Below are 14,424 nucleotides of genomic sequence, written 5' to 3'. Positions count from 1 at the left end.
CCCTTTTCAACCGTTTGCGAAAGAATGTTGCCCTATGACATGTTTTGCCCGGTTGAGCGGCAACGATGCATGCCGTTGCCGCTCTTTCACTGAGAACGCATTGCGCTTTTCGGCGACTTCATGTTACCTCTGGCTACGGAGAATCCGGCATGGGCCCGTGATCGTTCGCGGGCAGATTTTCCCGCACAACGGGCATGACGGATGGAGCACAAGGGGAAGCGGAATGAGCGAACACCACACGGGTCCTGTCGAAGTCGGCGCCGAGATGAACTATGCCGAGCACGAAAAGACCTATAACGGTTTTCTGGCCTTGACGAAGTACGGCACCATGATGCTGTGCGTGCTGATGCTGGCCATGGTCGCGGGTTTCTTCACCACCGCCGGCTTCCTTGGTGGCCTGGTCGTCTTCGTCGTGCTGTCGGCTGCGGGTTTCTTCCTGCTGCGCTGAACGATCCCGTTCATGAGCGGTTCCCGTTGCGGGGACCGGGCGATGCCGGATAACCGGAAAGGCCAAGCCATGAAGCGTCTGCTATATTGTCTGTTTCTGCTGGTGGCGATTGCGCATCCCGCTTTGTCACGCGATCTCTCACCTGCCGAGCAGGACAGTCTTCGCACACAGATAGAGCGATTTCAGACGGCTTTGAGCGCACAGGATTTCGATGTCGTCGGCAAGACGGTGCCGCCGAAAATCTTTGAATTCATCGCAGGCGAAGCGGGTATTACCGTGGAGCAATTGCGCAGCGCCTTGACTGCGCAGATGCAGATGGCGCTCGCGGCGGTCAAGATAACCGAGTTCACCATGGATACGCAGGCGATCAGCCTTGCGCAAACGTCTGATGGAACGCCCTATGCGCTTGTTCCGACGAAAACGGTCATGGAAACCGGTGGCCAGACGATCGAGGCGAAATCCCATACGCTGGCGCTGATGGACGGTGCCGACTGGTATTTGCTGCGGGTAAGCGACCAGCAGCAGGTCACCATCCTGCGCAAGGTCTATCCGTCCTTCGCCGAGGTGGTGTTTCCCGACGATTCCATGCAGCCGGTGAAATAGCTCCGTCTTCCTGAACTCAGGAAAAACGTCCCGGCCGGAAAGGATCGACCGAGATTTCCGTCTCCTCGCCGCTGGCCAGTTGCATCACCAGACGGGCGGTTGCTGCCGATTGTGTCAGCCCCAGATGGCCATGGCCGAAGGCATAGATGACGGAGGGCGTGGCGCGTGCCGTGCCGATGACGGGAAGACAGTCCGGCATGGACGGGCGGAACCCCATCCATTGTTTCCCGCCTTCCAGTTTGAGGCCGGGCAGGAAACGTCCTGCTTTCTTCAGCATGGCTTCCGCACGGCGGAAATTCGGCTTCAGTTCCAGCCCGCCGAGTTCGACCGCGCCGCCAATGCGGATGCCCGTCGATAGCGGGGTGACGACGAAGCCATGGTCGTTGAAATAAAGCTGGCGTGTGAGGTTGAAAGCCTCAGGGGAAAGCGTGGTATTGTAACCACGTTCGGTTTCTAGCGGCACGATGTTGCCAAGCGTAGCGGCAAGTTTTCTCGACCAGGCGCCGCAGGCGATCACCACTTTGTCGGCATCGATCTTGTCGCCATTTTCCAGCGTCACGATCGTACTTTCGCCGACGGCGTCGATGCGTTCGGCCTCGCCTTTGCGCAGGCTGGCGCCGCGGGCGATTACCAGATCGAAAATGGCGCGGGTGAAATCGTAAGGGTCGGAGACCTGCAGGCCATCCGGTGAAAACATGGCATGGCGGAACTGCGGCGCGAGACCCGGCTGCAGTTCCTCGATTTCAGGGCGGCCGACGCGCTGAAAGGTGAAACCGGCGCTTTCCTTTTCGTCCCAGTCCCTGCGGGCGGCATTGAGGCTTGCCTCGCTGTCATAAAGATCGAGCGTGCCGGTTTTCGAAACGAGATGCGAAAGTTCCGGCATCGCCGCGACATGGGCCATTTCCACGGCAGCCAGCCGGTTGATGTCGGTGAGTGACTTCAGCCCATGGCGAAAGTTGCGCTCGGCGCTCGCGCGCCAGAAACGCCACAGCCAGGGTGCGATCTTTGCCGCATAGGCGGGCGGCACACTGAGCGGGCCGAGCGGATCGAACAGCCAGCGCGGCGCTTTTTTCATGATGCCGGGAGCCGGAATGGGGATGATTTCGGGGAAGGCCAGAATGCCGGCATTGCCGGAACTCGCGCCCCGGGCAACCTCGCCGCGCTCCAGCAGCACCACCTCGCGTCCGGCATTCTGCAGATAAAGCGCCGCCATGGAACCGATAATGCCGGTGCCGATCACCAGCACATCGCATTTCAGGGTTTTGGTCATCGGCGCTCCTGCAACACAAATCTTTCAACCCCGCATAACAATGAATGCCGCCCCGATGAAAGGCCGTATCGTATTGCCGGCGCAGAAATATCAGCACTGTGGCAAATAAGCGGTCCGAAATAGACAAGGCGAATATATTCGCGATGAAGCATATCGGCAGTCGATTGAGGCTCCGGATCAATAGTTATAGTTCATTATTAATCGCAATTTAACGGTGTCCGGCTAGTTTCGCGTGCAGGCGGGCCGACCGTTTTTCATCTCTATATTTCGAGGGTGAAGCAGGTCTGCATATGGATTACTGTTTGAGGGTTCAAAAAGATGTCTCACTTTTCCAAACTCGGTCTGGATGCTTCCGCGGTGCTTGATGCGCTGAGCCGCTCACAGGCCATCATCGAGTTCGATCTGACCGGCAAGATTTTGAAAGCGAACGATAATTTCTGCAAGGCCGTCGGCTATCAGCAGTCTGAAATCGTTGGGCGTACTCACAGCATGTTCCTGTCTCCCGAAGATGCGGCCTCGCCCGAATACAAGAGCTTCTGGGCGAAGCTGTCGCGTGGCGAATACGATCAGGGTCAGTATCGACGTCGGGCCAAGAATGGCGACGAAATCTGGATCGAAGCTTCCTACAATCCGGTGTTCCGTTTCGGTAAACCCTACAAGGTGGTCAAGATTGCAACCGACATCACCTCGATCAAGCGCAAGAGCGCCGAGGATGACGGGAAACTGGCGGCGCTCTCCCGCGCGCAGGCCATGATCGAATTTACGCCGGACGGAAAAATCCTCAGCGCCAACGAAAATTTCCTCTCGACGCTCGGTTACACGGCGGAAGACATCATCGGCAAACATCATTCGATGTTCTGCGAGCCGGCCTATGTCCAGTCCCAGGACTATCGGGATTTCTGGAAGGAACTCGGAAAGGGCCATTTCTCGACGGGGCAGTTCATGCGTCTTGGCAAGGATGGCAAACGCGTCTTCATTCAGGCCTCCTATAATCCGATCATCGATGATCGGGGCCGCGTCTTCAAGGTAGTGAAATTCGCTTTCGATGTGACGGACCGGATGCATGCGGTCGAGGAACTTGGTGCTGCGCTCGAGCGGCTTTCTCAATGCAACATCCGTATTACGCTGGACAAACCTTTCGTCGGCGAGTTCGAACGGCTGCGTTGCGATTTCAATAAATCCATCGCTGAATTCCAGAAGACGCTGGAAAACGTTCTCGGGCAGACCGGAGACCTGACCCGCAGCAGCCAGGAAGTCAGCGAAGCCTCCGTCAATCTCGCCGAACGTTCGCGTGAGCAGGCGGTGGCGCTCGAGGAGACTTCGGCAGCACTCGAAGAAATCACCGCGACGGTCCGTTCGTCGACAGAAAACATGAAAGAGACGCGCAAGCTCGTTCAGAGCGCGCGGACATCCACCGTGGCCTCCACCGAGGTCGTGGAGCGGACCGTCGATGCCATGCAGCGTATCGAGACGGCTTCGCGGGAAATCAGCCAGATCATCGGTGTGATCGACGAAATCGCCTTCCAGACGAACCTGCTGGCGCTGAATGCCGGCGTGGAAGCTGCACGTGCGGGCGAGGCGGGCAAGGGTTTTGCGGTGGTGGCACAGGAAGTGCGCGAGCTGGCGCAGCGTTCCGCCAATGCCGCGAAGGAAATCAAGGCGCTGATCAACAATTCCGGCACCGAGGTTCTGGAAGGCGTCAGGCTGGTGGGCGAAACCGGGGAAGCGCTGAAGCAGATCGACGCGCTGGTCAGGCACATTGACGGCAATGTCGACATGATCGCCAAAGCGGCGGACGAGCAGGCCGTCGGCATCAGCGAGATCAACAAGGCGGTCAACCGGCTCGACCGGATGACACAGGAAAACGCCGCGATGAGCGCCCGTACCACGGTGATCAGCACGACGCTGGCGCAGGGCGCGGATGCGCTGGCGCAGCTTGTCAGCCTGTTCAAGCTGAACCGCCGTACGGTGCAGCGGGAAGACGGATCGTCCACTCGCCCGGATACTTCGAATACCACCCGGCGCGACCAGACGTCGGCACGGGCGGCCGCGTAAAGGAGCGGGCTCAGGCCCGCTTCAGCTTGAAAATGAGGTTCAGTGGATGCGGATGCCTTTGAACGGGCATCCGCATGGCTTTGTCACCGCAGCGCCGGTCGTTCGATACCGAGATGGTCGCGCAGCGTCGAGCCTTCGTAGTCCTTGCGGAACAGGCCGCGCTCCTGCAGCAGCGGAACGACCTCGCGGTTGAATTCCTCCAGCCCACCGGGGAAGAAGGGCGGCATGACGTTGAAGCCGTCGGCTGCGCCGTTTTCGAACCATTCCTGCATCCGGTCGGCCACGTCTTTGGCCGTGCCCATGACGATATGGTGGCCGCGGCCGGCTGCGACACGCAGCGCAAGCTCCCGGATCGTCAGCTTTTCGCGGCGCGCCAGTTCGGTCAGAAGTTCGGCGCGGCTGCGCAGCTGGTCGGAAATCGGCAGGTCCGGCAGCGGACCGTCGAGATCGTAATCAGTGAGGCTGTGGCCGATGCGTTCTTCAAGCAGCGGCATGGCGCTCTTGATGTCCGTCCAGCGGTTCAGTTCCTTCAGCTTTTCGCCGGCCTCTTCGAAGCTCCTGCCGATGATCGGCATGAAGCCGGGCATCACGGCGACGCTGGCCGGATCGCGGCCGAACTTCTCCACGCGCGCCTTGAGGCTGGTATAGAAGGCCTGCGCTTCGGAAATCGCCTGCTGGGCGGTGAAGACGATATCGGCGGTGCGGGCGGCGAGATCCTGCCCCGGACCGGAAGATCCGGCCTGGATGAGAACCGGGTGGCCCTGCGGCGAACGCGGAATATTGAGCGGTCCCTTGACCGTGAAATATTTGCCTTCGTGGTTGAGGATATGGACCTTTTCCGGATCGACGTAGCGGCCCGCCTGCTTGTCCTTGACGAAGGCGTCGTCATCCCAGCTGTCCCACAGGCCGCGAACGACATTCACATATTCTTCCGCCACCGCATAACGTTCGTCATGCTCGGGATGGTCCTTGGAAAAATTAGCCGCCGTGCGGGCATAGGAGGTGGTGACGATGTTCCACGCCGCGCGGCCGTGGCTCAGATGATCGATGGAAGCGAAGGCGCGGGCGGTGTGGTAGGGCTCGCCATAGGTGGTGGAGGCGGTGGCGGCCAGCCCGATCTTGTCGGTGACCATGGCAAGGGCTGCCAGCAGGGTCAGCGGCTCGAAACGCGCGATCATCGAGGGGTGGGCGTCGACGCCGCTGGTCAGGCCGTCGGCGAGGAATACCATGTCGAACTTCGCTGCTTCGGCCATTTTCGTCACACGGGTGAGCAGATCGAAATTTTCGCTGCCGGCTTCGGCATCGGGGTGACGCCAGCCGGAAACGTGGTGCCCGGCGCCCTGCAGGAAAAGGCCGAGATGCATCTGTCTTTTGCGTGTCGTGGTGGTCATGGGGATCATGCCTTCATGTCGGTCGAGTTATATTTGCGATACCAGAAGCGTTTCGAGCTTCCTGAGGTCGGCTGCGGTTTTCATGGACCGCACCAGTGCCGGAATGCCGGCGAATTTCTCATTGCCGCCGGTCGCATCGGCAAATTTTTCGGTCGGGTCATCGATGCCAGGAAGGCCGTCGACACGGCGCGACAGCACCGTGCCGTCCTTCTTCGTCACGTCGATGACCACGAACCGGGTGGTCGGATCGGGAGAGAGGCGGCGGGCGGTCTCGTCATGCCGGCGCGAGACTTTGGCGGAAAGGGCAAGCAGATCGGCGCGCGTCTGGCGCTCATCGAAATGGCCGATACCGAGCGCTCCATCCGTCAGCGCTGCGGCAAAGACATATTCGGCGCTGAAGCGCGCGTCGATGCCGGTCGTGGGCGTGGCCGGTCCGACGAGGGCGGCATCGCCGCCCGGCGGGAAGGTGATGGTGACCGTTTCGATCTCGTCCGGCGTCAGATTATTGCTGTTGCGCAGCGCCAGCGCGCCGACGGCAACGGGATGGCTGGCGGTGCAGCAGGGAAAGGCCTTGAGGGTGAGGCCGGGCGAGACGATCTGCCAGGGTGCGCCCCAGCCGGAGAGAACACGTTTCGGTTGCTCGGCGCCGAAGGCGTAGGCGGAATAAAAACCGATGGGGTTTTCCAGAAAATCCGGAGCGCCCTGAAAACCTGATCGCGCCAGCCGCGCGGCGGTGAGGCCGGCGCGCGTGGCGAGCCCGGCATGCAGCGGTTTGGCATCAAACCCGAATTGCAGGCGAAGCCCGGCCGATTGCGTGGCGGCAAGGCCGAGCGCAACGGCTGTTGTCTGCGGATCGAATTTCAGGAGATGGGCAATCGCCGCCGCAGCCCCGATGGGGCCGAGCGTGGCGGTGGCGTGGAAGCCGTTTTCGTAATGCTTCGTTCCGAGCGACAGGCCAAGCCGCGCCATCGTTTCCAGCCCGACGATATAGGCGGCGATGAAGGCATCGGCCGTGGAGCCTTCTTCGACCGCGATAGCCAGCAAAGCGGGAATGATGGCAACGGTCGGGTGGCCGCGCACGCTGCCATGGACATCGTCATAGTCAAGCACATGCCCGGCGTGACCGTTGATGAGGGCGGCGGTAAAGGCATCCGTGCGCAGATCGTGGCCGATAATGCCCGCCGTGCCTGTCGCGCCCGGTGTAAAGCTGTCGATCAGGATTTTCGTGCTTCTGTCGGCAGCGCCCCCCAGCACGCAGGCGAAAAAATCGATGAGCGCCGTGCGGGCGATGGCCACAGCATCCTCGTCACGCAGGGGATCGGAGGCGGCAATCGCTTCGGCGAGATGAAGGGTGAGTTTTTCGTCGGCGGTCATGGCATCAGATCCCTTCGCCGTCATTGACCCGCGCCACCTGCCCACCGAGACCCTTGACGAAGGCGTTGATGCGCGGATTGGTCGACTTGTAGAAGATGTGCTCCGGCGTGCCCTGATCGACGATCAGGCCGTTTTCGGTGAAGACGATATTGTCGCTGATTTCTTCGGCAAAACGCATTTCATGCGTGACGAGAATGCTGGTCATGCCGTCATTGACGAGATCGCGAATGACGGCGAGCACTTCGCCCACGGTTTCGGGGTCGAGCGCGGAGGTGACCTCATCGAACAGCACCAGTTCCGGCCGCATGGCAAGCGCGCGCGCAATCGCCACGCGCTGCTGCTGGCCGCCGGAAAGCTGGCCGGGATAGGCATCGACCTTCTGGGAAAGACGGACCTTTTCCAGCAATTCGCGGGCATGGCGCTCGGCTTCAGCCTTCGGCGTGCCGAGAATCTTGATCGGTGCGATGGTGATGTTTTCCATCACCGTCAGATGCGGGAAGAGGTTGAACTGCTGGAAAACGATGCCGATGCGCTTGCGCAGCGCAATGCGCTCAGCCTCGGTCTTCAGCTGGTCCACTCGCGTGCCACCAACGGTGATCTTGCCCGATTGCGGAATGAGCAGGCCGTTGATGCAGCGCAGGATGGTGGACTTGCCGGAGCCGGAAGGGCCGATGATGGAGACGGCGTCGCCCTTGTTCACCGTGAGGTCGATGCCCTTCAGGACCTGATTGTCACCGAAGGACAGGTGTATGCCTTCCAGTTCGACCAGAGCTTTTGCGGCGGTTTGTGGTGCGGGTGCGGACATGGCTTGTTCCAATCAGCGGGAAGCGAAGCGCCGCTCGAGGCGCTGCGTGAAACGGGAGACGGGATAGCAGAACAGGAAGAACGCCATCAGAACGGTGAGGTAGACCACGACGGTGAAATCGTTGCGCTGCACGGCGGTGCTGGCGTCCGTCGCGGCGTGCAGAAGTTCATGCACGCCGACCAGCGAGGCGAGCGCCGTACCCATGGTGATCGACGCATAAAGGTTCATCCATGGCGGCAGCGAACGCTTCACGCATTGCGGCAGGATGATCCAGCGCAGTGTCTGGTTGCGCGAAAAGCCCAGCCCCTGCGCCGCTTCCCATTGCGCCGTCGGAATCGACTGGATGGCGCCGCGGGTGATTTCGGCGATATGGGCACTGGCCGGAATGGCGAGACCGACGACGGCCTTGATCCAGTCCGGGAATGGAATGTAGTTGCCGAAGGCGACGATCTCGAAGGGGAAGATGTAGGTCGCGGCAAAGATCAGCACCAGATGCGGGGCGTTGCGGAATATCTGCACATAGGTCAGCGCCGGCGCCCGCACGAGGCGGTAGGGCGCAAGCTCCATGATGCCGAGCAGGACGCCGATGAAGGTGCCGATGGCAATCGCAAGGATGCTGATCAGCACGTTCATGGCAAAACCCTTGGCCAGATAGGGCAGCCATTGCAGCAGCACCTGGCCGAGCGAGGGATCGAGGATCAGCCACAGAATGACTGATATCAGCACGCCGAGCAGCAGAATGGTGCCGAAGGGCGGCTTCTTCACCGCCTGTGTTGGAGAGACCACCGCACTCATTGACCGAACCCCGGGACTGCAAGACGCCGTTCAAGCCACAGACCGGCCCTTGCGACGATGAAATTGATGACACTGAAGAAGATCAGGATGACGATCATCAGCTCGACCACATTGTCGCGCTGCGTCCAGATCAGGATCGAGGCATAGGTGATTTCACCCACCGCAATTGCAGAGCCGACCGTGGTGAGCTTCACCAGATTGACGAGGTTGTTGATGATGGAGGGCAGCGCCGTGCGGATGGCCAGCGGAAACTCCACATAGCGTAAAATCTCGAAGGAGCTGAAACCGATCGCGCGCGCCGCCTCGATGGTGGTGGCCGGCACCGCCTCGATACCGCCGCGCAACGCTTCCGCGTGGAAAGCGGCAATGTGCAGGCCGGTAATGGCGACGACCCAGAAGAAGGGTGTCAGCGGATTGTTCTGCGCGCCGCCCAGCGCATTGGAAATCAGCATGTTGAGCACGAGGAAACCGCACATCAGCTGCACCAGCGTCGGCGTGTTGCGCGTCAGTTCCACATAGGCGCGCACGGGGCCGGCAAGCCAGACCTTGCCCGATGTCAGCATGGCCGCGAAAATGAAGCCGAAGACGAGGCTGAGCGGCAAAGTGACGGCGACGAGGATCAACGTCATCTTCATGCCGTCGAGCCAGATCTGAACCTCGTAACCGCTGTTCAGAAAGTCATAGTTGAGGCCGAGATGCGCGGCCAGTTCTATGAAGCGCGCTATAAATCCATCCTGCATCGGAAATCCATGCTGTTGTCGCGGGTGCGCCGCCCTGCAGGCGGCGCCAGAATGACCTGTCTTGCTTTAAAGCAGAAAAGAACGGCGGGCGAAACCGGCCGTTCCTGATGGTCATAGGAAATCACTCCGCCTGTTCGGCATCATCCTCACCCTGCGGTGAGGACAGGCAAGGAACGGAGAGACCCTGCGCCTGTCTTATTGCGCCGAAAGCTTCTTCTGCTGCTCTTCCATATAGCCGATGCTCGGCAGACGGTTGGCCTTGGCGAATTCGAGCATCTTGCCGGAGGCGTGCAATTCCTTGACGATCTTGTCGAGAGCGGCCTGCGTGTCGCTTTCGCCCTTGCGCAGCCAGATCACGGAATCAGACGGGATCAAGTCGGTGGGGATGAGGATGCCGTAATCCTTCCACTCATCGGCGCGGTCCTGAAGCATCAGGCTGAGCGTACCGTTGACGTGAACGGAGACGTCGCAATTGCCGCCCTTGAGCGCCAGCAGCGATTCCGGCTGGCTCGGCAGCGCCTTTACCTGCGCGCCATATTGCTCGATCAGCGGCTGGGTGTAGTTCGAGCCTTGCGAAACGCAGGCGATCTTGCCCTTCAGGTCCGGCCAGTCCTTGATGCCACTGTCCTTGCGGCCGATGGCGGCGCCACCCTGGCGGTCATAGGGGGTCGGTACGTAATCGAGCGTTTTGGCGCGCTCTTCCGTGTACTGCATGTTGGCGATCAGAATATCGACCTTGCCCTGCTGCAGGAACTGCACGCGGTTCGGCGGGGTCACGGTTTCGGTGACCAGCTCGACACCGAGGCCGGCGGCCAGCGCCTTCGCGACATCGATGTTGAGACCCTTCTGCTCCTGCGTCTTCGGATCGATAAAGCCGAAAGGCGCGCCGGAGAGGATGACACCGACGGTGAGCTTGCCGCGACCCTTGATCCGGTCGAGCGTTGCATCCGCGTGAGCGGCGGTGGCCATCGAAGCGATGACAACGGTTCCGGCAATGAGTTTTGCGGCAAATTTGGAGAAAGAGAGGGCCATGGGTATTTCCTTTTGATTGTAGGTGGAAACTACATGAGGCACCCGCCAAGAGCGAGAATTGGCATTGCGTGAAAAATAGTATGAATAAAATCCGGTTCCAATAAATCTTTTGGAGGGAAAAATTATCCTAATAATTTGAGATCGTAGAATCTTGTTCTTTGCTTCCGCTATTTTATGTCTGGCCGTGAGGGCGGGAGGATAATCAAGACGCCGTGTGTGGGCCAAATGGCCACAGGGAGAGCGAGCGAATGCCGCTTGTTTCTTCTCCCCGCCGGGGAGAAGTCCGCGGCAGCGGGATGAGGGGGCAAGCTCTCGGTTTATCGCTAACGTCGCCCCCTCATCCGACCCTTCGGGCCACCTTCTCCCCGGCGGGGAGAAGAAACGTGCCGCAAACGTTCCGCCCCTGCCGTCACCGTCCGGCGTTATAGGCCGCGATTGCCGCCATATTGACGATGTCGCTGTCCTTCGCCCCCATCGAGGTGATCTGTACCGATTTGTCGAGGCCGACGAGAAGCGGGCCGATGACGGTTGCGCCGCCCAGTTCCTGCAGCATCTTGGTGGAGATGGAAGCGGAATGGATGGCGGGCATGACCAGCACATTGGCCGGGCCGGAAAGCCGGGCGAAAGGATACTGGCTCTGCATGCGGTGATGGTTCAGCGCCACATCGGCCGACATTTCGCCGTCGACCTCGAAATTGACGTTGCGCCTGTCGAGGATTTTCACCGCCTCGCGCACCTTGTCGGAGCGTTCGCCGGTCGGCTGGCCGAAGGTGGAATAGGCGAGCATGGCAACGCGCGGCTCGTAACCGAAACGGCGGGCGAGGTGGGCTGCTTCTTCGGCGATATCGGCCAGGTCTTCCGCATTCGGCATGTCATGCACGGCGGTATCGGCAACGAAGACGGTGCGGTTGCGTGAGACCACCAGCGATACGCCGATGACGCGATGGCCGGGCTTGGTGTTGATGCAGCGGCGGATATCCTCCAGCGCCGTGGAGTAGTTGCGGGTAACGCCGGTGACCACGGCATCCGCATCGCCCATCGCCACCATGCAGGCGGCGAAATGGTTGCGGTCGTTGTGGACCAGACGCTGCACGTCGCGCAGCAGGAAACCGCCGCGCTGCAGACGCGCATAGAGATAATCGACATAGGCATCGACGCGGCTGGAAAGGCGGGCGTTGGTGATCTCGATGTTGGCGCGGTCGAGATCGATGCCCGCGCGTTCCGCATTGGCCTTGATGATATCGTCACGGCCGAGCAGGATGGCGGTGCCGAGGCCCTGCGCGGTGAAGGAAATCGCCGCACGCATGACCTGTTCTTCTTCGGCTTCTGCAAAAACGACCCGCTTCGGCGAGCGGCGCACCCGCTCGTAAAGGCGCTGCGTGGTTGAGGCCATCGGGTCGCGGCGGGCGGAAAGCTCGCGGGCATAGGCGTCGAGGTCGGGCAGTTCGCGGCGGGCGACGCCGGTTTCGATGGCGGCTTTCGCCACGGCCACCGGAATGGCCGAGATCAGGCGCGGATCAAAGGGAACCGGAATGATATATTGCGATCCGAAGCGCGGGCGGTTGCCCTGATAGGCGGCGGCCACATCGTCAGGCACATCCTCGCGGGCAAGATCGGCGAGCGCCTGTGCCGCCGCGATCTTCATCGCATCGTTGATCTGGCTGGCACGGACATCGAGCGCGCCGCGGAAGATGTAGGGGAAGCCGAGGACATTGTTGACCTGGTTCGGGTAGTCCGAACGCCCGGTCGCCATGATGGCGTCGTCGCGAATGCGCGACACTTCTTCCGGCGTAATTTCCGGGTCCGGATTGGCCATGGCGAAGATAATCGGCTTCGGCGCCATGGAGCGGATCATCTCTTCGCTGAAGGCGCCCTTCTGGGAGAGGCCGAACACCACATCCGCGCCCTTCATGGCTTCCGCCAGCGTGCGGTTGTTGGTTTTCACCGCGTGCGCGGATTTCCACTGGTTCATGCCTTCGGTACGGCCCTGATAGATCACGCCCTTGGTATCGCAGAGCGTGATGTTTTCTGGGTTGAAACCCATGGCCTTGATGAGATCCATGCAGGCGATTGCCGCCGCACCCGCGCCATTGCAGACCAGCTTGGTGGTCTTGAAGTCGCGGCCCGTCAGTTCGATGGCGTTGATGAGGCCGGCGGCGGCGATGATGGCGGTGCCATGCTGATCGTCATGGAATACGGGAATGTCCATCAGCTCGCGCAGGCGGCTTTCGATGATGAAACATTCCGGCGCCTTGATGTCTTCCAGATTGATGCCGCCGAAGGAGGGGCCAAGGTAACGCACGCAATTGATGAACTCATCGGCGTCTTCGGTGTCGACCTCGAGATCGATGGAATCGACATCGGCGAACCGCTTGAAGAGAACGGATTTGCCTTCCATGACCGGCTTGGAGGCGAGCGCGCCGAGATTGCCGAGACCGAGGATGGCGGTGCCGTTGGAGATGACCGCAACCATGTTGCCGCGCGTGGTATAGTCGTAAGCGGTCGCCGGATTTTCGGCGATGGCTTTCACCGGCACGGCCACGCCCGGCGAATAGGCGAGCGACAGGTCCCGCTGCGTCGCCATCGGTTTGGTCGGGGTAATTTCCAGTTTCCCCGGTCGGCCTTCCGCGTGGAAATCCAGGGCTTCCTGATCCGTAACCGATGTTCTGGTGCTGGCGGGTTTCGTCGTGTCGGACATGGGCTGAGCGTGCTTTCGTGTCGATAACAGTGTAAAAATATCCGCCGTTGTTATTGTATTTTTCGCGCGCCTGCCAAGCCTTGAATGTTGTTCAGTGCAGCAAATTTAAGCGTGATGAAATTTGCGGCCGATTCAATCGATTAATTCCCCTGGTTCGCATCAGAGGCTTGGCCGATAGGCCTGTCGGGCCATGTTCACGAAGGCTTCGACATGCAGGGCGAGGGCGCCGCGCCTGACGACCAGCACACAATCGGACCATGCATCGGCGCTCTCCAGCGGCACGCCGACAATGCCTCTTGCGGAGCGCACCGTGGTTTCCGGCAGGATGGAAATGCCCGCGCCGGCCTCCACGAGCGCGAGGATCGTATTGACGTTGGCGATGCGCATGCCGATTTCCGGTGCGCAGCCGGCATCCTCGAAAAGCGAAAGCGCGCTGCTGCTGAGGCCAAGGCCGATCTCGTCAACCGGCAGCAGCAGTTTTTCCCGCACGATATCGTTGACCGAAATCCGGGAGCGACCGGCGAGTGCGTGACGTTCCGGCAGGGCGACGCAAAGCCTCGAGCGATCGAAGGGCATGGCCCGCAGGGTCTGCGGTAGCGAGGGGAGAGGAGCGCGGATGAAGGCGACGTCGGTCTTGCGCGTCGCCACCTGCTCGATCAGCTGTTCCATCGTCATGCCGGGCAACAGTTCCAGCGTCACATCCCTGTGCTCATCGCCGTAACGGGTGATCAGCGCCGGAAGTTTGCGCTCCGCCATGACACTGGTGCCGTAACCGATGCGCAGCGTGCCGAGCTGGCCGCGCCTGATCTGCTGCGCCTTTTCCAGCGCGCCTTTGGTGCGGGCGAGGATTTCTTCCGCCTCGATCAGCATGGACTGACCGGCCGGGGTGAGTTCGACACCGCGATTGATGCGGTGAAAGAGTTTGAAGCCCAGATTTTCCTCCAGCTGCCGGATACGCTGGGTCACGGCGGGCTGAGCGATGCCGAGCTGCAGGGCGGCGGCGCGAAAGTTCCTGGCCCTTGCGGCTTCCACGAATATTGTGAGCTGGCGAATATCCATCGGCGGACAGGTCTTTGTGTTGAGGGGCTTGATGTGGTATAAGTACAGCTTATCAAAATTGCCCATCTTGCGCATTGTCATCTTGTCGCAGGCGACGTTATACCGCAGCCAGTGTTCCGGTCGTCTTTGCCGCTTATGCGGGATTTGGCGATGC

At 60.7% G+C, this 14,424-nt stretch carries 12 protein-coding genes; 3 read left to right on the top strand and 9 right to left on the bottom strand.

The features are described from left to right. Window positions 1-223 precede the first annotated feature (223 nt). Complete coding sequence (locus ACQZ60_RS18580; protein ID WP_003524572.1) at window positions 224-448, top strand: aa3-type cytochrome c oxidase subunit IV; 225 nt, start codon at window positions 224-226, stop codon at window positions 446-448. Window positions 449-517: 69 nt separating this feature from the next. Beyond that, window positions 518-1,051, top strand: a complete 534-nt coding sequence (locus tag ACQZ60_RS18575; RefSeq protein WP_031234527.1) for a hypothetical protein — start codon at window positions 518-520, stop codon at window positions 1,049-1,051. Window positions 1,052-1,067: 16 nt separating this feature from the next. On the opposite strand, the gene ACQZ60_RS18570 is transcribed toward ACQZ60_RS18575, so the two are convergent. Next, complete coding sequence (locus ACQZ60_RS18570; RefSeq protein ID WP_448735845.1) at window positions 1,068-2,321, bottom strand: NAD(P)/FAD-dependent oxidoreductase; 1,254 nt, start codon at window positions 2,319-2,321, stop codon at window positions 1,068-1,070. A 318-nt stretch (window positions 2,322-2,639) separates the two neighbouring features. Here ACQZ60_RS18570 and ACQZ60_RS18565 point away from each other — a divergent pair, with 318 nt between their 5' ends. Next, entirely contained in the window at window positions 2,640-4,376 is a 1,737-nt protein-coding gene (locus ACQZ60_RS18565; protein ID WP_448735844.1) for a methyl-accepting chemotaxis protein, read from the top strand. 83 nt (window positions 4,377-4,459) lie between these two features. On the opposite strand, the gene ACQZ60_RS18560 is transcribed toward ACQZ60_RS18565, so the two are convergent. The 8 genes from ACQZ60_RS18560 to ACQZ60_RS18525 form a co-directional block, all read right to left on the bottom strand. Next, window positions 4,460-5,776, bottom strand: a complete 1,317-nt coding sequence (locus ACQZ60_RS18560) for an LLM class flavin-dependent oxidoreductase (protein WP_020813290.1) — start codon at window positions 5,774-5,776, stop codon at window positions 4,460-4,462. Between the two features lie 18 nt (window positions 5,777-5,794). Further along, window positions 5,795-7,141: an MmgE/PrpD family protein gene (locus tag ACQZ60_RS18555; protein WP_448735843.1), complete on the bottom strand. Its 1,347-nt coding sequence runs from the start codon at window positions 7,139-7,141 to the stop codon at window positions 5,795-5,797. Window positions 7,142-7,145: 4 nt separating this feature from the next. Then, window positions 7,146-7,946, bottom strand: a complete 801-nt coding sequence (locus ACQZ60_RS18550) for an amino acid ABC transporter ATP-binding protein (RefSeq protein ID WP_020813292.1) — start codon at window positions 7,944-7,946, stop codon at window positions 7,146-7,148. Between the two features lie 12 nt (window positions 7,947-7,958). Continuing rightward, the gene (locus tag ACQZ60_RS18545) at window positions 7,959-8,741 is read right to left on the bottom strand and encodes an amino acid ABC transporter permease (RefSeq protein WP_059753232.1); all 783 of its coding nucleotides are present in this window, start codon (window positions 8,739-8,741) and stop codon (window positions 7,959-7,961) included. Further along, window positions 8,738-9,481 carry an amino acid ABC transporter permease gene (locus tag ACQZ60_RS18540; RefSeq protein ID WP_448735842.1) on the bottom strand — a complete coding sequence of 248 codons (744 nt, stop codon included), beginning with the start codon at window positions 9,479-9,481 and terminating at the stop codon, window positions 8,738-8,740. Before ACQZ60_RS18540 ends, ACQZ60_RS18545 begins: the two co-directional genes overlap by 4 nt. A gap of 195 nt (window positions 9,482-9,676) precedes the next feature. Further along, complete coding sequence (locus tag ACQZ60_RS18535; RefSeq protein ID WP_003524556.1) at window positions 9,677-10,513, bottom strand: transporter substrate-binding domain-containing protein; 837 nt, start codon at window positions 10,511-10,513, stop codon at window positions 9,677-9,679. Between the two features lie 409 nt (window positions 10,514-10,922). After that, window positions 10,923-13,211, bottom strand: coding sequence for an NADP-dependent malic enzyme (locus ACQZ60_RS18530; RefSeq protein ID WP_020813293.1), 2,289 nt, complete (start codon window positions 13,209-13,211; stop codon window positions 10,923-10,925). 159 nt (window positions 13,212-13,370) lie between these two features. After that, window positions 13,371-14,345: a LysR family transcriptional regulator gene (locus ACQZ60_RS18525; protein ID WP_031234529.1), complete on the bottom strand. Its 975-nt coding sequence runs from the start codon at window positions 14,343-14,345 to the stop codon at window positions 13,371-13,373. Window positions 14,346-14,424: the final 79 nt, after the last annotated feature.

This window comes from Agrobacterium sp. 22-223-1 (assembly GCF_053522385.1).
Note: the sequence above shows the minus strand (reverse complement) of the source record. Positions and strands in the feature narration are given on the sequence as shown.

What these genes read in the sequence shown, in the direction of transcription:
- ACQZ60_RS18580 (WP_003524572.1), top strand. Translation starts at nt 224, where the DNA reads ATGAGCGAACACCACACGGGTCCTGTCGAAGTCGGCGCCGAGATGAAC.
- ACQZ60_RS18575 (WP_031234527.1), top strand. Translation starts at nt 518, where the DNA reads ATGAAGCGTCTGCTATATTGTCTGTTTCTGCTGGTGGCGATTGCGCAT.
- ACQZ60_RS18570 (WP_448735845.1), bottom strand. Translation starts at nt 2,321, where the DNA reads ATGACCAAAACCCTGAAATGCGATGTGCTGGTGATCGGCACCGGCATT.
- ACQZ60_RS18565 (WP_448735844.1), top strand. Translation starts at nt 2,640, where the DNA reads ATGTCTCACTTTTCCAAACTCGGTCTGGATGCTTCCGCGGTGCTTGAT.
- ACQZ60_RS18560 (WP_020813290.1), bottom strand. Translation starts at nt 5,776, where the DNA reads ATGATCCCCATGACCACCACGACACGCAAAAGACAGATGCATCTCGGC.
- ACQZ60_RS18555 (WP_448735843.1), bottom strand. Translation starts at nt 7,141, where the DNA reads ATGACCGCCGACGAAAAACTCACCCTTCATCTCGCCGAAGCGATTGCC.
- ACQZ60_RS18550 (WP_020813292.1), bottom strand. Translation starts at nt 7,946, where the DNA reads ATGTCCGCACCCGCACCACAAACCGCCGCAAAAGCTCTGGTCGAACTG.
- ACQZ60_RS18545 (WP_059753232.1), bottom strand. Translation starts at nt 8,741, where the DNA reads ATGAGTGCGGTGGTCTCTCCAACACAGGCGGTGAAGAAGCCGCCCTTC.
- ACQZ60_RS18540 (WP_448735842.1), bottom strand. Translation starts at nt 9,481, where the DNA reads ATGCAGGATGGATTTATAGCGCGCTTCATAGAACTGGCCGCGCATCTC.
- ACQZ60_RS18535 (WP_003524556.1), bottom strand. Translation starts at nt 10,513, where the DNA reads ATGGCCCTCTCTTTCTCCAAATTTGCCGCAAAACTCATTGCCGGAACC.
- ACQZ60_RS18530 (WP_020813293.1), bottom strand. Translation starts at nt 13,211, where the DNA reads ATGTCCGACACGACGAAACCCGCCAGCACCAGAACATCGGTTACGGAT.
- ACQZ60_RS18525 (WP_031234529.1), bottom strand. Translation starts at nt 14,345, where the DNA reads ATGCGCAAGATGGGCAATTTTGATAAGCTGTACTTATACCACATCAAG.